Origin of the sequence: Ferrovibrio sp. MS7 (assembly GCF_038404985.1) — a bacterium.
Lineage (GTDB): Bacteria > Pseudomonadota > Alphaproteobacteria > Ferrovibrionales > Ferrovibrionaceae > Ferrovibrio > Ferrovibrio plantarum.
In genome coordinates, this window is the sequence record NZ_JBBKBA010000001.1 from 79,320 (window position 1) to 95,911 (window position 16,592).

At 64.9% G+C, this 16,592-nt stretch carries 18 protein-coding genes; 5 read left to right on the plus strand and 13 right to left on the minus strand.

Going from position 1 to position 16,592, the window contains the following annotated elements; all coding sequences use genetic code 11:
• Window positions 1-15: 15 nt before the first annotated feature.
• The 8 genes from flbD to V6B08_RS00330 all read right to left on the minus strand — a co-directional run bounded on the left by flbD (window position 16) and on the right by V6B08_RS00330 (window position 8,017).
• The gene (gene flbD, locus V6B08_RS00295; RefSeq protein ID WP_341976908.1) at window positions 16-1,413 is read right to left on the minus strand and encodes a sigma-54-dependent transcriptional regulator FlbD; all 1,398 of its coding nucleotides are present in this window, start codon (window positions 1,411-1,413) and stop codon (window positions 16-18) included.
• Between the two features lie 11 nt (window positions 1,414-1,424).
• Window positions 1,425-1,706 (minus strand): flagellar motor switch protein FliN, encoded by a 282-nt coding sequence (fliN, locus tag V6B08_RS00300; protein WP_341981549.1) that lies wholly within the window; start codon window positions 1,704-1,706, stop codon window positions 1,425-1,427.
• A 57-nt stretch (window positions 1,707-1,763) separates the two neighbouring features.
• Window positions 1,764-2,420, minus strand: coding sequence for a FliH/SctL family protein (locus V6B08_RS00305; RefSeq protein WP_341976910.1), 657 nt, complete (start codon window positions 2,418-2,420; stop codon window positions 1,764-1,766).
• Window positions 2,421-2,481: 61 nt separating this feature from the next.
• Window positions 2,482-3,495: a flagellar motor switch protein FliG gene (gene fliG / locus V6B08_RS00310; RefSeq protein WP_341976912.1), complete on the minus strand. Its 1,014-nt coding sequence runs from the start codon at window positions 3,493-3,495 to the stop codon at window positions 2,482-2,484.
• A 17-nt stretch (window positions 3,496-3,512) separates the two neighbouring features.
• Window positions 3,513-5,210 carry a flagellar basal-body MS-ring/collar protein FliF gene (fliF, locus tag V6B08_RS00315; RefSeq protein WP_341976915.1) on the minus strand — a complete coding sequence of 566 codons (1,698 nt, stop codon included), beginning with the start codon at window positions 5,208-5,210 and terminating at the stop codon, window positions 3,513-3,515.
• Window positions 5,211-5,368: 158 nt separating this feature from the next.
• The gene (sciP, locus tag V6B08_RS00320; RefSeq protein WP_440588782.1) at window positions 5,369-5,719 is read right to left on the minus strand and encodes a CtrA inhibitor SciP; all 351 of its coding nucleotides are present in this window, start codon (window positions 5,717-5,719) and stop codon (window positions 5,369-5,371) included.
• A gap of 51 nt (window positions 5,720-5,770) precedes the next feature.
• On the minus strand, window positions 5,771-6,454 hold the full coding sequence (locus V6B08_RS00325) for a flagellar hook assembly protein FlgD (RefSeq protein ID WP_341976917.1): 684 nt from the start codon (window positions 6,452-6,454) through the stop codon (window positions 5,771-5,773).
• Window positions 6,455-6,475: 21 nt separating this feature from the next.
• The gene (locus V6B08_RS00330) at window positions 6,476-8,017 is read right to left on the minus strand and encodes a flagellar hook-length control protein FliK (protein WP_341976919.1); all 1,542 of its coding nucleotides are present in this window, start codon (window positions 8,015-8,017) and stop codon (window positions 6,476-6,478) included.
• A 262-nt stretch (window positions 8,018-8,279) separates the two neighbouring features.
• On the opposite strand from V6B08_RS00330, the gene V6B08_RS00335 reads away from it, so the two are divergent.
• The gene (locus tag V6B08_RS00335) at window positions 8,280-8,654 is read left to right on the plus strand and encodes a hypothetical protein (protein ID WP_341976921.1); all 375 of its coding nucleotides are present in this window, start codon (window positions 8,280-8,282) and stop codon (window positions 8,652-8,654) included.
• 47 nt (window positions 8,655-8,701) lie between these two features.
• On the opposite strand, the gene V6B08_RS00340 is transcribed toward V6B08_RS00335, so the two are convergent.
• Both V6B08_RS00340 and V6B08_RS00345 read right to left on the minus strand, forming a co-directional pair.
• Window positions 8,702-11,521, minus strand: a complete 2,820-nt coding sequence (locus tag V6B08_RS00340; protein WP_341976923.1) for a [protein-PII] uridylyltransferase — start codon at window positions 11,519-11,521, stop codon at window positions 8,702-8,704.
• Window positions 11,522-11,550: 29 nt separating this feature from the next.
• The gene (locus V6B08_RS00345) at window positions 11,551-12,330 is read right to left on the minus strand and encodes an SDR family NAD(P)-dependent oxidoreductase (RefSeq protein WP_341976925.1); all 780 of its coding nucleotides are present in this window, start codon (window positions 12,328-12,330) and stop codon (window positions 11,551-11,553) included.
• Window positions 12,331-12,368: 38 nt separating this feature from the next.
• Between V6B08_RS00345 and V6B08_RS00350 the strand changes: the two genes are divergently transcribed.
• Window positions 12,369-12,953 (plus strand): hypothetical protein, encoded by a 585-nt coding sequence (locus V6B08_RS00350; protein WP_341976927.1) that lies wholly within the window; start codon window positions 12,369-12,371, stop codon window positions 12,951-12,953.
• Between the two features lie 115 nt (window positions 12,954-13,068).
• Complete coding sequence (locus tag V6B08_RS00355) at window positions 13,069-13,530, plus strand: hypothetical protein (protein WP_341976929.1); 462 nt, start codon at window positions 13,069-13,071, stop codon at window positions 13,528-13,530.
• 2 nt (window positions 13,531-13,532) lie between these two features.
• On the opposite strand, the gene V6B08_RS00360 is transcribed toward V6B08_RS00355, so the two are convergent.
• The 3 genes from V6B08_RS00360 to V6B08_RS00370 are packed head-to-tail and all read right to left on the minus strand — an operon-like array spanning window position 13,533 to window position 15,406.
• Window positions 13,533-14,165: a LysE family translocator gene (locus tag V6B08_RS00360; protein ID WP_341976931.1), complete on the minus strand. Its 633-nt coding sequence runs from the start codon at window positions 14,163-14,165 to the stop codon at window positions 13,533-13,535.
• On the minus strand, window positions 14,166-14,795 hold the full coding sequence (locus tag V6B08_RS00365) for a LysE family translocator (protein ID WP_341976932.1): 630 nt from the start codon (window positions 14,793-14,795) through the stop codon (window positions 14,166-14,168).
• 35 nt (window positions 14,796-14,830) lie between these two features.
• The gene (locus V6B08_RS00370) at window positions 14,831-15,406 is read right to left on the minus strand and encodes a dioxygenase family protein (protein ID WP_341976934.1); all 576 of its coding nucleotides are present in this window, start codon (window positions 15,404-15,406) and stop codon (window positions 14,831-14,833) included.
• Between the two features lie 121 nt (window positions 15,407-15,527).
• Here V6B08_RS00370 and V6B08_RS00375 point away from each other — a divergent pair, with 121 nt between their 5' ends.
• Together V6B08_RS00375 and V6B08_RS00380 are read left to right on the plus strand one after the other, a co-directional pair.
• Window positions 15,528-16,148 (plus strand): TetR/AcrR family transcriptional regulator, encoded by a 621-nt coding sequence (locus V6B08_RS00375; protein ID WP_341976937.1) that lies wholly within the window; start codon window positions 15,528-15,530, stop codon window positions 16,146-16,148.
• A gap of 85 nt (window positions 16,149-16,233) precedes the next feature.
• Window positions 16,234-16,572 carry a DUF1127 domain-containing protein gene (locus V6B08_RS00380; protein WP_341976939.1) on the plus strand — a complete coding sequence of 113 codons (339 nt, stop codon included), beginning with the start codon at window positions 16,234-16,236 and terminating at the stop codon, window positions 16,570-16,572.
• Window positions 16,573-16,592: the final 20 nt, after the last annotated feature.

Here is a 16,592-nt window from a genome sequence, read left to right on the forward strand (position 1 = left end):
CTGCGGCGCACGGCATCAGGCCGGCACGCGCGAACCATCATTGGCCGACGGCACGGCAACGCCTTCGTCGGTATATTGCTTCAGCTTGTTGCGCAGCGTGCGGATCGAGATGCCGAGAATGGTGGCGGCATGGGTCCGGTTGCCGAGGCAATGCTTCAGCGTATCGATGATCAGGTCGCGTTCGACATCGGCCAGCGCACGGCCGACCATGCCGGTGGCATTGATGCCCTGGGCCTGCTCCGGCGCACCCGGCTGCTGTGCCGCAGCCGGCGTGGCGGCGGCCGGCTTGGCGCCGATGGCTTCAGCCAGGCCGGTGCCATCGGGCAGCCGCACAGCTTCCACTTCAATCTGGTCGCCGGAGGCCAGCAGCACGGCGCGGTGCATGGTGTTTTCCAGCTCGCGCACATTGCCGCGCCATGGCGCCTGCTTCAGCGCCACCAGCGTGGTCGGCGCCAGCGGGCGGACAGGCACGCCGTTCACATCGGCGTATTTCTTGACGAAATGGCCGGCCAGCAATTCGATATCCGCCGGGCGGGCCCGCAGCGGCGGCAGTTTCAGGTTCACCACGTTGAGGCGGAACAGCAAGTCTTCGCGGAAAGTGCCCTTGGTCACTTCCTCGGCGAGGTTGCGGTTCGAGGTGGCGAGTACGCGGATATCCACCTTCACCGGCTTGTTGCCGCCGATGCGGTCGATCTCGCGCTCCTGGATGGCACGCAGCAGCTTGGCCTGCAGGCGGATATCCATTTCGCTGATTTCATCCAGCAGCAGCGTGCCGCCATTGGCTTCCTCGAACTTGCCGATGCGGCGGGCCACGGCGCCGGTGAAGGCGCCCTTTTCATGGCCGAAGAGTTCGGATTCCAGCAGGTTTTCCGGAATGGCGGCGCAGTTGACCGAGACGAACGGCTTGTCGGTGCGCGGGCTGCGGTTATGGATGAAGCGCGCCATTACTTCCTTGCCAGTGCCGCTTTCGCCGGTGATCAGCACGGAGGCAGAGGATGGAGCGATCTGCTCCGCCAGCTTGACCACGCCGGCCATCGCCGGATCGCGGAACAGCATGGCATGGCTTTCTTCCGCCACGGCTTCCAGCACGGCGGCGATCAGTTCCGCATCCGGCGGCAGCGGCAGGTATTCCTTGGCACCGGCGCGGATCGCGGCAACGGCGGCGCGGGCATCGTTGCCGATACCGCAGGCCACCACCGGCAGATTGATGCGCTCGGCCTTGAGACTCTCCACCAGCAGCTTCACATCCAGCGCCACATCGACCATGGCCAGATCGGCACCACGGCCCGAGCGCAGCAGGTTCATTGCCGCCTCGATATCCTCGACCTGCGACACCTTGGCGCCGCGCTGCAGCGCGATGCGCGTGGCGGCGCCGATCTGTCCGTTCAATGTGCCGATGATGATAAGCCGCATCGATCCGACCCTTAACCCCTGCCGCCCTTGATGATTTCCGTCATGGTCACGCCCAGGCGGTCTTCCACCACCACCACTTCGCCGCGCGCCACCAGGCGATTGTTCACATAGATGTCGATAGCTTCACCGACCTTGCGGTCAAGCTCGATCACCGCGCCGCGACCAAGCTTCAAGAGCTGGCTCACCTGCATGTTGGCCTTGCCGAGCACGGCGGAAACATGCACCGGGATATCGAACACCGCCTGCAGGTCCGCCGCTGTGCGGGCCGCATTCGGATCATCTTCCTCGGGCATGGTGCCCGCGCCGATATCCTTGAGTTCGAGATCGTCGCCAGTATCAGCCATGGCTCATCATCCTTCCTGGGCAGCGGCTTCGGATTGCAACGCGGCTAGATAACGCTGCACCGCCTGGTCCACTTCCTGTTCGATCTGGGCCTGATTGCGCTCGGCCGAGCCATCGGCCCAGTCGACGCGGCAATCGGAGGCGGCCAGGCTGTTGTCAGGCACCAGCATCACCTTGCCGCCGAAGCCCGATTGCGACACCAGCGCATCAATCCTCTCGTCCAGCAGCCGCACCACGCTGTCATTGGCGCGCAGCACCAGGCGCGGCTCATCACGCATGTCATCCATGCAGCGCAGCACCAAAGCTTCGATCTCGCGCAGCGGTTCGCGCGCCATCAACTGCGTGGCCAGCTTGCGCGCAATGGCAGCGGCAAGCGTCACCGCTTCCGAACGCGCCTGGGCCTGGCTCTGCTGCAGGTTGTCGCCAAGCTGCGCCATGCGCTGCTCGATGGCATTCAAGGCCTGCTCCACGGCAGCCGCATGTTCGGCGGCGGCAGCTTCGCGGCCGGCCTGCTCGCCAGCGGCAAAGGCCTGCGCCTTGGCGGCTTCCACCTCGTCCATATTGAACTTCGGCGGCGGCGCCTTGGGGCGGAATATCGACGGGTCCGATCGCGGCTTGGTGCCATCGAACGGCTGGTCGAAGAGAAATTTCGCCTTACCCGCCATGAAACGCGTTCAACCCCTGTGCTGCTGTGCCAATACCGCCGGCATCAGTAGATAAGCCAAATCAATAGATCAGTTCGTCGTCGCCCTTGTTGTCGGCCAGCATGATATCGCCCTTGGCCGCCAGTTCCTTGGCCATGTTGACCATGGCCATCTGGGCTTCGTCGACATCCTTGAGGCGGACCGGCCCCATGCTCTCCATTTCCTCGCGCAGCAGCTTGGAAGCGCGTTCGGACATGTTGGAGAAGAACAGGTCGCGCAAGGTTTCGGAAGCGCCCTTCAGCGCCAGGCCGAGCTTGTCCTTGTCGACCGACTTCATCAGCGTCTGTACGCCGCTCGGATCGAGCTTGATCAGATCCTCGAAGGTGAACATCAGTGCCTTGATGCGCTCGGCGGCATCGCGGCTGCGTTCTTCCAGTGCCGCCAGGAAGCGGGCTTCCGTGTTGCGGTCGAGGCTGTTGAAGATTTCCGCCATCATTTCATGGCTGTCGCGGCGGTTGGTACGCGCCAGGTTCGACATGAACTCGGTGCGCAAGGTCTGCTCCACCTTGTCGAGCACTTCCTTCTGCACCGATTCCATGCGCAGCATGCGCATCACGACTTCCATCGAGAATTCTTCCGGCAAGGCCGCCAGCACGCGGGCGGCATGTTCCGGGCGGATCTTCGAGAGCACCACGGCAACGGTCTGCGGGTATTCGTTCTTGAGATAGTTGGCCAGCACCGACTCGTTCACGTTGGCCAGCTTGTCCCACATGGTACGGCCGGCCGGACCGCGGATTTCCTCCATGATCTGGGTGACGCGGTCGGCGGGCAGGGCCTTCATCAGCAAGCGTTCGGTGCTGTCGAAGGTACCGGAGAGCGAACCGGTGGAGGAGAAGTTGTTGACGAATTCGAGGAACAGCTTTTCCACCGTCTCGGAATTCACCGAGCCGAGGTTGGCCATGTTCTGCGAGATTTCCTTGATCTCTTCGTCGTCGAGCAGCGGCCAGATCTTGGCGGAATGTTCCTCGCCCAGCGCAAGCATCAGGATCGCCGCCTTGTCGGGGCCCTTGAGCTGTCGGTAATCCTTGTCGGCCATCGCTTAAGCTCCTGCCCTTACGTGGTCTGGTACAGCCAGTTGCGGATGATCGAAATCGCCTCTTCCGGATGCTTGTCGACGATCTCGCCGATCTTCTTCAAGCTGGAGGCCTTCACCTGACCCTCGATGCGGGCGATGTCGATCATGGATTCGATGCCCGGCGTTGCCATCGGCGCCATGCCATCGGGCGCGGCGGGCAATTCGGCAATGGGGGCGGAGCCAACCACCAGCGGCACGCCCGGCATGCTCGGGGTCAGCATGCCCGGCGGCACGTCGTCGGGGTTCTGCGACGCCTCGATGATGCGGCGCACGATCGGGCGCACCACCAGCAGCAGGGCCAGCAGGGCGGCAAGCAGATAGCCGGCGATCTCGCCGATGCGGAACAGGTCGCGCTTGTTCAGGCCGAGGAACAACGGCACGGAATCGGGATCGACTTCCTCAGGAATATCGCCCGGCTCGGCGAAGCGCATGGAGACGACTTCGACATTGTCGCCGCGCGCCTGATCGAAGCCGATGGCGCGGCGCACCAGGTTGTTGATCTGCTGCAATTCCTCCGGGCTGCGCGGCTGGTAGCCACGCTTGCCTTCGCCATCCACCGTGGTGATCTGGTTGACCAGCACGGCGGCATTGACGCGCTTGACCACGCCGCCTTCGCGCACCTGGGTACGGATGGTCTTGGAGATTTCGTAGTTGATCGTCTCCTCGGTGCGCTGGCCGCGCGAGGTCGCCTGGTTGGCGCCCTGGCCCTGCGCTTCCGGCAGATTGTTCTGCACGGTGACGTTCTGCTGGCCTTCCTGGCTCTGGTTCTGCTCATTCACCGTCTGGGTCGAACGCACCACCTGCTGGTCGGGGTTGAACGATTCCTCATTGGTGGTGACGCGGTCGAAATCCATGTCGACGGCCACTTCGGCACGCACATTGCCGACGCCGACGGAACGCTCGAGCAGCGCCTCGATGGCCTTGCGCAGGCGGTCTTCCGCCTGGCGGCGCATCTCCACCATCTTGGTGGCGGTGGCGGCCATCGGATCGGCTTCCTCGTTCGAGGTGCCGGCGAGCAGGTTGCCGCGATCGTCGACGATGGCGATGCGGGTCGGCTTGAGGTCAGGCACCGCAGCGGCGACGAGATTCTGGATCGCGCGCACCTGCGGCTGGTCGATGCGGCCGCCACGCGTCTTGATCACGATGGAAGCCGACGGCTCGCGCTGTTCGCGGCTGAACACCTCGCGGCGCGGCAGCACCAGATGCACGCGCGCCGAGGCAACCTGATCGATCGAGCGGATGGTGCGGGCAAGCTCGCCCTCCAGCGCGCGCAGATGATTCAGGTTCTGCATGAAATTCGTGGCCGAGAGCGCGTTCGCCTTGTCGAACAGCTCATAGCCGCTGGTGCCGCCGCCAGAGGGCATGCCGGATTCGGCGAGCGACATGCGGGTGCGCAGCACACGGTCTTCCGGCACCAGGATCTGCGCGCCATTGGCGGCGATCTGGTAGGGGATTTTCTGCTGCTCGAGGCGGGCGACGATGGCCGCCGAATCGGTCAGGTCGAGGCTGCCATAGAGCAGGCTCATTTTCGGCTGTGTCACCTTCATACCGATGAAGATGAAGAAGCCAATGAGGGCTGCCGCCGTGACGCCTAGCATGGCGAGGCGGGCGGGACCCAAATTACGCAGCAATTGCATCAGACCGTTCACGGCATCACCCCATGCGTTTCCACGCACCTGGACATTCTCACTGTCAGGGTAGGGAGCGGGGATGAAGAAGAGGTTAACACCCCGGCAAAATTTGCCTAGCGGTTTGTTAACCTTTTCGCGCCGATGCCCGGGCTGGCTACAAAGCCCGGGACGCGCCGAAACAGCCGTTTACCGGGAAAGCTGGCTCAGGGCCGGAAACTCGCCTTGGCTGGCAGCGGCTTGACCTGGCCGGGGCGGTATTCCTGCAGCCGGGTGGTGCGCAGGCCAGGCAGGCCATGCTGCTCGATGGCGCGCTGCCAGGAGAGGAACTCCTCCACCGTGAGGCTGTAGCGTTCGCAGGCTTCATCCAGAGTAAGCAGACCGCCGCGAACCGCCGCCACCACTTCCGCCTTGCGCCGGATCACCCAGCGCTTGGTGCCGGGCGCGGGCAGGCTGTCGCGGGTCAGCAACTGGCCCTCGGGTCCGACAATACTGGCGATGGGGCTCTCGCGGCTGAACATACGCCCTTCTGGCTTGATGATTTCTGTACGATGCATGCTAGAGCCTCGCGGTTTAAAAAAGACCTAAGCGCGCTGGTTAACGAGCGGTTAGCTGGCGGCCTGCGGCATGCGCACCGCCACCACGTCGTTGGCATCCATGCGGTTGCCCTTCACCACCAGATATTGCGCGCCATCCTCGAATTCGACGCTGTCCACCGTGCCGGTGGTATAGGTCTTGGGCGAGGTCATGGCCTTGCCGGTGGTGTCGGTGGCGACGATTTCGAGTGAATAGGTGCCGGGCTTCGCGGTGGTGCCGGCGCTGGTGGAACCATCCCACTGCACCGTGGTGCGGCCGGCGCTGGTGGAAAGATTCTTGGTCTGCACCAGCTTGCCGCTGGAATCGTAGATATTGGCCTTGACCACGGCGGCGCCGGTCGGGACGTCCGTCATCCAGTCGATCTTGCCGCCTTCGGTAAGCGCGGCCTTGTTGCCTTCCACCACCACTTCCTTGCCGATATAGCCGATATTGGTGTTGGTGGTCTGAGCCTTGTACATGCCGATCAAGGTCTCGAGGTTCTTGTTCTGATTGATCTGCTGTTCGACCTGCGAGAACTGCACCAGCTGATTGGTGAATTCCTTGGTGTCCATCGGCGAGGTCGGATCCTGGTTTTTGAGCTGCGTGGTCAGGAGCTTCAGGAAGGTGTCGAAATTCTTCGCCAGCGACACCGCCGAGGTGCCGGAAGCCGACGTCGTGGTGGTGTTGGTGGAAGTACCGGTGACCGAGGTGACCATGGCGGATTCTCCTAGCCTGGCTCAGATGCGGATATCGAGGCCGCCACGGGCGGCGGCACGTTGGGTATTGGCGGCCTGTGCCGCGAGGCGGGCATCGCCGCCTACCGCACCGGCATCGCCGTATTCATCGCCACCCCGGCCATAGCCGCGGCGGCCCTGTTCATTGCCGGCGAAGCCACGGCCATCCTGGCCCTGGTCGCGCAACTGGAAATTCAGCGAGTCCTGGCTGGCCTTCATGCCGCTTTCGCGCAAAGCCTGCTCCAGGGCACCGGCATCCTTCTGCAGCAGTTGCAGGGTTTCCGGCTTGTCGGCAGCGATCACCGCCATCAGGCGGCCATCCTGGCTGACCTCGAGCGTCACCTCGACCTTGCCGAGATTGCCCGGATCGAGCTTGATCGAAATCTTGTCGGCGCCTTCAGCCACCGCCTTCTTGATCTGCACCGCCACCTGCTCGCCCGGCGGCACCAGCGCCGACGGGTGACGCGCTGCCTGGGCCTGCGCCACATGGCCGGCATTCACCGGCTGGCTCTGGCTGCTGGAGGCAGCGGCAATGCCGGTGAGGCTGTTGTTGCTGCCCTTGGCGGCTTCAGCCGCCGGGCTGGATGCCGGCGCCGGTTCCAGCGCCAGGGCGAAATTCGCGTTCAGCAGCGCCTGGTTCTCAAGCTTCGCGGCCTGCAGGTCGGCGCCGAGCTGCGCCTGGCCTTCCAGGCCCTCGCCCATCATGCCTTCCTGCTGCGCCAGGAGATCGGCGAACATCGCCGCCGGATCAACCAGCGGCGCCGGCGCGTTGCCGTTCACCACGGTCTGCACGTCAATCTTTCCGGCCTTGCCATTGCCCTGGCCCATGGCGGCCTGCTTGGCCGCCTCAAGCATCTGCTGCTGTGCTTCCGGCGACAGCACGGAAGCCTGCATCTGTTGCAAAGCCGCATCGGCGGCAGTCGCCTGCGCCGTATTCTTGCCATCCACCGCGACACCAGCTTGGGCGCCATTCTGTGTCCCGTTCTGGGACGCGGTGCCGGCCTGAGCCGACACGGCCGCCTGGGCGGCGGGGATGAACAGGTTGAGGATCAGATTCGGATCAATGGCGGCTTCTGCTGCCTGCTTCTCCTTGTCCTTGCCCTCGCTCTCGGCTTGTTCCGGCGTTGCACCGGTCTTGTCGGTCGCTTCTGCGGCCTGGCTTTCTGCCGGCGCCACGGTTTTCGTGGCGCTGTCTTCGGAAACGGGTTGCTCATCGGCCTTGGTTACAGCCGGCTTCTGCTTCGGCTCGTCCTTCGGCTTCGGTTTGTCGGCGGCATGGTCAGCAGCGCGGGTCTCGTCGTTCTGACGCGGCTCCTGCGGCTGATAGGCGTCGGCTTTCGGTTCCGGCTGGCGCGGACGCTCGGCCGGAGCGGCGGCTTCCGGGCCCTTCAGCTCGGTATGCTGCTTCGCGCCGCTGGAAAAGGCGGTGGCCAGCACATTGGCGAAGGCCTTGGCGGCCTTGAAATCGTCGGCAGCGCCCGCATCGGCCTGGCCGATGGCGTTCTGGGCGATCTGGGTGTTGGCGTTTACCGAACCGATCTGCATGACGAACCTCAGTAACTGGCGGATGGGGCCTTCTGCCCCGGCTTTGCGCTTCTTGGTAGCAAGCCCGATGCCAACTCTGGATTTCGCCGTAAGCTATTGATTTATATTGGGTGACGATTCGTGTCTGGCTGGGGAACCCTTGCCCACCCGGAATCTTTTGCCGGGCCGGACAGGGTTAATTCGTCCTAGCCATAAGGCCATCAGGCCATAAGAGGTGGAGCCGGCCCGGCAAGCGCCTATATAATCGGGCAGGAGGTGTCCCATGCCCCGTCTGACCGCCCTGTTGCTTGGCGCCCTGGCCCTGGCTGCCGCTATGCCGGAACCGGCTGCGGCCCAGTCATCAGCCTTTCAGTCAGCTTCCGGCTTCTCCTTAGGGGTCGGCAGCGCCCGCCGCATGGCCGAACCGGCTCAGCCGCCCTCCCAGACCCAAAGTCAGGACATGACACAGCATTACTATACGCTGCGGGACAGTTCCGGCCGCCCGGTGGGCAGCGCCGAGCCGCTGCATTCCGGCCTGTGGGTGGAACGCGACCTCTATGGCCGCCGCCTCGGCACCTGGGAAACAGGCGTGGGGAGCGAACTGATCCAGCGCGACGCCACGGGGCGCCGCAGCGCCATCCTGGAACGGAAATTCTGACATAAAACGGGTGCCGGCTTTTGCCGGCATGACGAGCTATAGCAGCCCTAAGCCGCGTCCTTGCGGGCGGCGGGCTTTGGCGCCGCCTTGGTGCCAGCGGCGACCTTGGTCGGCGCCGCCTTCTCTTCCACCTGGGTCAGCAGTTTCAGCAGGTGGCGCTCGATCTGCCGCAGCCGCGCCTCATCGTGAATCTTCTGGCCCGTCAGGTCCTGGACATAGAAGACGTCCACGGCGCGTTCGCCATAGGTGGCGATATGGGCCGAGCGGATCGAGAGATTGAGATCGTAGAGGCCACGCGTCACTTCGTAGAGGAAGCCCGGGCGGTCGCGGCCATTCACTTCCACCACGGTGTGGCGGTTGGAGGCGTTGTTGTCGATCAGCACTACCGGCGCCACCTTGAACACGCGGGTGCGGCTCGGCAGGCCGGGCTTGTCGCCGCCCAGCACCAGGCGCGGGCGCAGATCACCTGCCAGGGTGCGCTGAATCGCGGTGGAAAGCCGCGCCAGCTTGTCCGGGCGGTCGAAAGCCTTGCCCTCGGTGTCCTGGACAAAGAAGGTATCCAGCGCCATGCCGTCGGTGGTGGTGAAGATCTTGGCATCCACGATATTGCCGCCGGTAGCGGCGATGGCGCCGGCAACGCGGGCGAACAGGCCAGGATGATCCGGCGCGTAGAGCGTCAGTTCGGTAACATCGCGAAAACCATCGACGCGGGTTTCGAGCGTCAGTGTGCGCTTCTCCTTATCCGCCACGCGCATCAGCCGAGCATGGCGCAGGATGGTCTCGGCATCATTCGAGAACCAGTAATTCTCGTAATGCCGCTTGAGCAGTTCGTCCTGCTCCTTCACCGGCCAATCCGGCAGCCGGGCGCGCACGGTCTGCTTGGTCTCGGTGATGCGCTGCTCGCGGCCACGGGTGGAGAAGCCGCCGGAGAGGAATTCCTCGGCGCGATAGTATAGCTCGCGCAAGAGCTGGCCCTTCCAGCCATTCCACACATTCGGCCCCACGGCGCGGATATCGGCCACCGTCAGCACCAGCAGCAGGCGCAGGCGCTCCGGGCTCTGGATCAGGTTGGCGAAATCCACCACGGTCTTGGGATCGGCGATATCGCGCTTGAAGGCGGTGGCCGACATGGCGAGATGCCAGCGGACCAGCCAGGCGACGGTTTCGGTCTCGGCCGGCGACAGGCCGAAGCGCGGCCCGAGTTTCAGCCCCACCTTCTCGCCGAGAATGGAATGGTCGCCGCCCCGGCCCTTGGCGATATCGTGCAGCAACAACGCGACATAAAGCACGCGGCGCGACACGATCTGATGGATCACCTGCACCGCCAACGGATGCTCTTCGGCCAGCGCGCCGTTTTCAATGCGCGAGAGCAGGCCGATGGCGCGGATGGTATGCTCGTCCACGGTATAGACGTGATACATGTCGTGCTGCATCTGCGCCACGACACGGCCGAAATCCGGTACGAAGCGACCCAGGATGCCGGCTTCGTTGAGCCGCCGCAGTGTTGTCTCCGGGTCGTTCTTCGAGGTCAGCATCTCGATGAACAGCCGGTTGGCTTCGGCATCGTTGCGCAAGGCGGCACCGATCAGCTTCAGATTCTGCCGCACCAGGCGCAAGGCATCGGGATGGATATCCAGCCCCTGCTCCTGCGCCAGATGGAACAGCCGCAGCATCTTCACCGGCTCGGCGATGAAAAGCTGCTGATCCTGAAGATTGAGCCGGCCGCCTTCGTTGACGAAGCCATCCATCGCCTTGGGGCGGCGGATTTTCGATTTCAGCACCGCCAGCGGTTTCTTCTTCTTGTGCCGCTCCTCAAGCGCCGCGGCGAAGATGCGGGTGAGGTCGCCAACTTCCTTGGCCGCGAGATAGTAGCGCTTCATGAAGCGCTCGACATCCTTGCGCCCCGGACGGTCGGCATAGCCCATCGCCTTGGCGATCTCGGTCTGCAGATCGAAGGTCAGGCGCTCCTCGGGCCGGCCGGCGAGGTAATGCAGGTGGCAGCGCACGGTCCAGAGGAATTCATTGGCCTGGGTATAGCGACGGTATTCTTCCGCCGAAAGCAGGCCACGCTCGATCAGGCCATCGAGATCGGCGACACCATAGACATACTTGGCGATCCACAGCAGCGTGTGCAGATCGCGCAGGCCGCCCTTGCCTTCCTTGATATTCGGCTCGACCAGATAGCGCGAGTCGCCCATGCGCTGATGCCGGTCGTCGCGTTCGCCGAGCTTCTTCTCGATGAAGTCCGGGCCAGTCTTGGCCATCACCTCGGTCTGGAAGCGGCGCCAGAGCGACTGCGCCAGATCCTGCTCGCCCCAAATCCAGCGCTGCTCCAGCAAGGCTGTGCGGATGGTGAGGTCGCCCATGGAAAGCCGGAGGCATTCCTCCACCGAGCGCGTCGAGTGGCCGACCTTCAAGCCCATATCCCAGAAGAGATAGAGCATGTATTCCACCACCTGCTCGCCCCAGGGGGTCTGCTTGTAGGGGAACAGGAACAGCAGATCGACATCCGAGAACGGCGCCATCTCGCCCCGGCCATAGCCGCCGACCGCGACGATGGAGAGCTTTTCCGCCGCCGTGGGATTGGGCAGGCGGTAGACCCGCTGGGTGGTGAAATCGAAAGTGAGCCGGATGATCTGGTCGATCAGGAAGGCCTGGGCCCGGCGCGTCACCAGCGCGCTGGCGCCGGCCAGGAAGCGGGCGCGGATCGCCTCGCGGCCATGATTCAGCGCTGCTTTCAGCAGCACCAGAGCCTGGGCGCGCTGCTCAGTGGCGCCGTTCTTGCCCTCGGCGGGCAAGGCTTCGAGCTGCAACAGCAGGCTCTTGCGGTCGATAATGGCGCGGCGGTCGGGAATCGCGTTCAGCATGGGCTTTATATATCGCGGCGCGGGCCGGATTACACGCTTTGCATGTTGATCATGCCGCCGCCGTCGATCACCAGGGTCTGGCCGGTGGTGAAGCTGCCGGCCCGGGAAGCCAGGAACACGGCGGCGCCGGCAATCTCGTCGGGGTCGCCGATGCGTTTCAGCGCATAGCCCTGGGTTGCGCGCTTGGCGATATCCGGATTCTCCCATAGCGCGCGGGCGAAATCGGTCTTGATCAGACCCGGCGCGATGCAGTTGGCGCGAATCTGGGCCTGGCCCCATTCCACCGCCAGGTTCCGCGCCAGGGCCATGTCGGCTGCCTTGGAAATGCCATAGGCGCCGAGCAGGCTTGAGCCGATCAGGCCGCCGATGGAGGAGATGATGATGATGGCGCCGCCCTCACCGCGCTCGGCCATACCGGGCGCCACCATGTTGCAGAGCCAGTGATTGCTCTTGATGTTGCATTGCATGATCTTGTCGAAGGCATCATCGGGGATATCGCGCGACGGCCCGAAATACGGATTCACCGCCGCGTTGCAGACCAGCACGTCGATGCGGCCCCAGGCCTTGTGCGTGGCATCGACCAATGCCTGCAACTGCGCCTTGTCGGATATATTGCACGGCACCACCATGGCCTCGCCGCCGGCCTCGCGAATCTCTGCGGCCACCTTCTCGCAGGCTTCGGCCTTGCGGCTGGACACCACCACGCGCGCGCCATGCTGCGCCAGGCGCAAGGCGATGGAACGGCCGATGCCGCGGCTGGAACCCGTGACCAGGGCCACCTTGCCGCGCAGATCGAACAGGCTATCCATATCCCTTCCTCCCTTTTATGCCCCCGAGCTTAGACGCCATGATGACCCAAGCCTATAGTGACGCCATGCGCAAATTCGCCCTGCTCTTGCTGCCCCTCTTGCTGCTCGCCGCCTGTTCCGAACCGGCGTCACGCCAGCCGACCGGCCCGTCATCAAGCGCGCCGCCGCCTCCCCCGCCGCCGCCGCCGCTTGCCGCCGCCGCCCGCATCGAGGGCGACTGGCTGGGCATCCGCGTGCGCGGCCCGGCTGCGATCGAAAGCGCCAGCCTGGTCGATCCCGATGGCCGTGCCCATGCCGCCAGCCGCATCACCTTCCCGGCGCTGTCGAGCAGCGGCAGCGGTGAGACGGAAAGCCGGGTCGGGCGGCCGAGCGTGGTGCTCGGCGGTTCCGGCGGTTCCTCCAGCGGCATCGATGCCGGCATCGGCCTGAGCCTGCCGATCCAGAATCCGTTTTCCTCCTCCAGCCGGCCGGCCCGCCCGCCCATGGTGCTGAGCCAGGCGGAATTCACCCTGCCGGCGCCGGTGCTGGCACGCTACCGCGCCGATATGGGCCAGGGCTGGCGCCTGCGGCTCAGCCATGGCGGCCAAGGGGAAATCCTGCCGGCGCCCGCTCCGGATAACTGAGACGGCCCGGCAAGTTCTGCCGGTTAACTATTTTATAATGCCGAAAAACAGGCAAAAATAAACTGGCACACGGCCTGCATTAACCCTCCCGAGACATCGCAGGAGGATACCGACCATGGCCATTGCATTGCTGTCGTTGCGCCAGGCCCAGAAGGCCGAGCCGCGCTTGAAGGCTGCCCTCAATATCGACGGCGAGCGCCTTGAGGCGCCGCTTACCGCGCGCGAGCGCATGGAGATGCGCGAAGGCATCCCGAGCGGCCTGACCCCGCGCCAGTATGTGCAGGGCCTCTCGGCCAAGCTGCGCGAGCAGAGCCGCGAGCAGATGGCCTGGGCCTTGGGCCGGGTGGAAACCGCCGAACTCGATACCCTGGTACGCCAGATCGCCAAGATGAAGGGCCGCTACGCCACCCTGCTGCTGGAATATGCCCAGGGCGACCGTCCGATGCGGCCGACCGCTGCCGCCGAATTGAAAGGCCTGCGCGAGCAGATCGCCGAAATGGAATACGGCTTCGAGATGCTGAAGGAAGCGATCCTCGAAGGCACCGCCGAGGTGATCGGCGTGCGCGCTGTGGAATAAACTCAGCGCCGAATGTCAAACGCCAGGCGCAGCGCCAGGCCGGCCATGATGGTGGCCATGGCGCGCTGCTGCCAGAGGATGATTTTCGGGTGGCGTGACAGCCACTCACCGATACGGCCGGCAGCCTGCACCAGAAGGAGCAGGATGCCGGCCGCTATCACGCTGTAGACGGTGGCCAGCACCAGCACCTGCGCCATCACCGGGCCGCGCTCCGGCGCGACGAATTGCGGCAGCAGCGCGAGAAAGAACAAGGCGGTTTTCGGATTGGTGAGATTGGTGATCAGCGCATCGCGCGCGATGCGCCACAGATCGCTGCTGCCCTGGCGTGCCGGATCAAGCGCGAAGGCCCCGGTGCCGCGCCAGGCCTGCCAGGCGAGATAAAGCAGATAGGCGGCGCCGATGGCGCGCACCACGTCATAGCTCCACGGCACTTCGCGCACCAGGGCGGCAAGACCGATGGCGGTGGCGAAGGCATGGCCATACCAGCCGAGGATCAGGCCAAGCACGGAAGCGACACCGGCGCGGCGCCCCTGGCCGACGCTGCGCGACAGCACGAACAGCACATTCGGCCCTGGCGTGACGGCAAAAACCGCGACGGCAGCGGCAAAGGTGATCAGCGTGGTGAGCGACAGCATTCAGCGCCGCGCATCGAAGGCAAGGCGCAACGCCAGGCCGGCAAAAACCAGACCCAACAGGCGGTTCTGCCAGGCGAGGAAGCCTGGGCGGCGGCGCAGCCAGTCGCCGAAGCGGCTGCCCAAGAGGCTCACCGGCACCAGCACGATGGCGCCGGCGACATTGAGAATGCTGGCGAGGATGAGCGCCTGCTGCAACGCCGTGTCCGGGCGCGGCTCCATGAATTGCGGGAACAGCGCCAGGAAGAACAACGCCACTTTCGGGTTCAGCACATTGCAGAGGAAGCCCTGACGCAAAACCGCCCAGAAGGAAATCGGCGCCACCGTGCCTTGCTCAAGCTGCAGGCCGCCGCTGCCGCGCAGGGCCTGAAAGGCGAGCCACAGCAGATAGGCGGCGCCGGCATAGCGGATGGCATCGAAGGCGAAGGGGGCGAGCAAAAGCACGCCGCTCAAACTCAGGCCCGCGACCACCGCATGCACATAGCAGCCGAGCGAAATGCCGAGCGTCGAGACCAGGCCGGCCATGCGGCCTTGCGCCACGGCGCGGGTCAGCACCATCAGCATGTCGGGGCCGGGCGTGACCGCCAGCGCGAGCGCGGCGGCAGCGAAGGTGAGCAGGGTCGCGGTTTCCATGAGGGCAGAGTGGCGCCGCCACCCATGCCGGTCAACTAACCGCCAAGGATGAAATTGTAGCGGCCCAATCGACCCTCCGGCGTCTGTGTCATCTGCAGCAGCAGCCGCACATCGAACAGGCTGTCGCGGTCGTTGCCGGCCTCGCCGGGAAAATAGAGCTGCGTGGTGAGCGGGCGGGCCTGCGGCGTGGCATAGACCTTCACATGCACATGCCGGGTGCGGCCGCCATAGGCGCCGGGCAGGATGGTATCGAGGCGCCATTCGCCTTCGCCATTGGCCATGACATGGCCGCGCAGACGGAAACCCTGGTTATCGTATTGCCCCGCCGCATCGGCCTGCCAGACCTCGATCTTGGCGCCGACCAGCGGGCGGCAGCGCGGATCCAGTGCCCGGCCTTCCAGCCGCAGCGCCTCGCCGTCCATGCCGGGTTCGCGCAAAGAACGCTTCAGCGGCGCGCGCGGGGTGAAATACGGTCCCGCCGTCTGGCGCGGGGTGGCCGGGCCGCAGCCCGGCGTCGGCTGCGCTTCCGCGCTCGCCCCAATCAGGCAGGCGGCACCGCTGCCAAGCAACGGCAGGCCGGCAGCGGCAAGCAGAAAGTGACGGCGGCGCATGGTCTTATTCCCCCGGATTGGCCCAAGCTACTGCACGGCCGAAGCGGCGGATTCCTGTTTCACAACTCGGTGTTCAAACTTGCCGCTTGACTTTTAGTACGACCGTTCGTATCTTGTGGCCATGAGCAAAGGCGCACGCACCAAGGAAACCATCGTCTCGGAGGCCATGAAGGCCGCGAGCGTGGAGGGTTTCAACGGCCTCTCGATCGGCGGCCTGGCGACCAAGCTGGGCATGTCGAAGAGCGGGCTGTTCGCCCATTTCGGCTCCAAGGAGGAATTGCAGAAGGCGGTGATGGATGCCGCCACTGCCCGCTTCCTGGAAGCCGTGTGGAAGCCGGCGCGCGCCGCGCCGCGCGGCCTGCCGCGCCTGCGCACCATGTTCACTGCCTGGCTGGAATGGACCGGTTCCAACCCCGACCTGCCAGGCGGCTGCATCATCACGGCGGCAGCCACCGAGATGGACGACAAGCCCGGCCCGGTGCGCGACAAGCTGGTAACGATGCAGCAGGAATGGCTGGCGACGCTCGCCCGCTCCGCCGAACTGGCGGTGCGCGAGGGCCATTTCCGCGAGGATCTCGATTGCCCGCAATTCGCCTTCGAACTCAGCGGCATCGTGCTGAGCCTGTCTTTCTATAACCGCCTGCTGCGCGACCCGCAGGCACGCGGTCGCGCCGAAGCGGCCTTCGACGATCTGGTCGCCCGCGCCGCCGCGAAACCCGGCGGCGCCGCTAACGACCATTGATTGCTGATTTTCAGTCAGTAGCGTCCCCAGACCAGCTTCCCCAGTAGCTTCCTCCCGACACAAGCGTTCCACTAAGGAGCCCGTCATGACCTACCAACCCAATCGTCAGCAGATTGCCGCCGTAAAAAAGCACGAACGGTCGGTTTTACGCCAATGGGAACGTGAGCTGGACCTTTCCTGGCTCAGCGGCGCCGAATTCCCCAGCCTTGCCGCGCTCGGCCTGCCCTGGTGGCAGTTGCTGCCGCTGGCCGCCTACACGCAGTTCCGCATCTGGCGCGAACGGGTGGCGGCACGGCAGCGGCTGGCCGATCTCGGCCGTGGCGCGCTGCATGACCTCGGCATTGATCCAGGCCAGGCCGCCTTCGAGGCCGAGCAGCCGTTCTGGCGGCCACATCTGCTGCAGCGCGCCCGCGACAACGCCTGAGCCGATAACGCCTGAGCCAG

Bases quoted from the DNA above. Each gene is read 5' to 3' on its own strand.
- flbD (WP_341976908.1), bottom strand. From the start codon at position 1,413: ATGCGGCTTATCATCATCGGCACATTGAACGGACAGATCGGCGCCGCC.
- fliN (WP_341981549.1), bottom strand. From the start codon at position 1,706: ATGCCCGAGGAAGATGATCCGAATGCGGCCCGCACAGCGGCGGACCTG.
- V6B08_RS00305 (WP_341976910.1), bottom strand. From the start codon at position 2,420: ATGGCGGGTAAGGCGAAATTTCTCTTCGACCAGCCGTTCGATGGCACC.
- fliG (WP_341976912.1), bottom strand. From the start codon at position 3,495: ATGGCCGACAAGGATTACCGACAGCTCAAGGGCCCCGACAAGGCGGCG.
- sciP (WP_440588782.1), bottom strand. From the start codon at position 5,719: ATGCATCGTACAGAAATCATCAAGCCAGAAGGGCGTATGTTCAGCCGC.
- V6B08_RS00325 (WP_341976917.1), bottom strand. From the start codon at position 6,454: ATGGTCACCTCGGTCACCGGTACTTCCACCAACACCACCACGACGTCG.
- V6B08_RS00330 (WP_341976919.1), bottom strand. From the start codon at position 8,017: ATGCAGATCGGTTCGGTAAACGCCAACACCCAGATCGCCCAGAACGCC.
- V6B08_RS00335 (WP_341976921.1), top strand. From the start codon at position 8,280: ATGCCCCGTCTGACCGCCCTGTTGCTTGGCGCCCTGGCCCTGGCTGCC.
- V6B08_RS00340 (WP_341976923.1), bottom strand. From the start codon at position 11,521: ATGCTGAACGCGATTCCCGACCGCCGCGCCATTATCGACCGCAAGAGC.
- V6B08_RS00345 (WP_341976925.1), bottom strand. From the start codon at position 12,330: ATGGATAGCCTGTTCGATCTGCGCGGCAAGGTGGCCCTGGTCACGGGT.
- V6B08_RS00350 (WP_341976927.1), top strand. From the start codon at position 12,369: ATGATGACCCAAGCCTATAGTGACGCCATGCGCAAATTCGCCCTGCTC.
- V6B08_RS00355 (WP_341976929.1), top strand. From the start codon at position 13,069: ATGGCCATTGCATTGCTGTCGTTGCGCCAGGCCCAGAAGGCCGAGCCG.
- V6B08_RS00360 (WP_341976931.1), bottom strand. From the start codon at position 14,165: ATGCTGTCGCTCACCACGCTGATCACCTTTGCCGCTGCCGTCGCGGTT.
- V6B08_RS00365 (WP_341976932.1), bottom strand. From the start codon at position 14,795: ATGGAAACCGCGACCCTGCTCACCTTCGCTGCCGCCGCGCTCGCGCTG.
- V6B08_RS00370 (WP_341976934.1), bottom strand. From the start codon at position 15,406: ATGCGCCGCCGTCACTTTCTGCTTGCCGCTGCCGGCCTGCCGTTGCTT.
- V6B08_RS00375 (WP_341976937.1), top strand. From the start codon at position 15,528: ATGAGCAAAGGCGCACGCACCAAGGAAACCATCGTCTCGGAGGCCATG.
- V6B08_RS00380 (WP_341976939.1), top strand. From the start codon at position 16,234: ATGACCTACCAACCCAATCGTCAGCAGATTGCCGCCGTAAAAAAGCAC.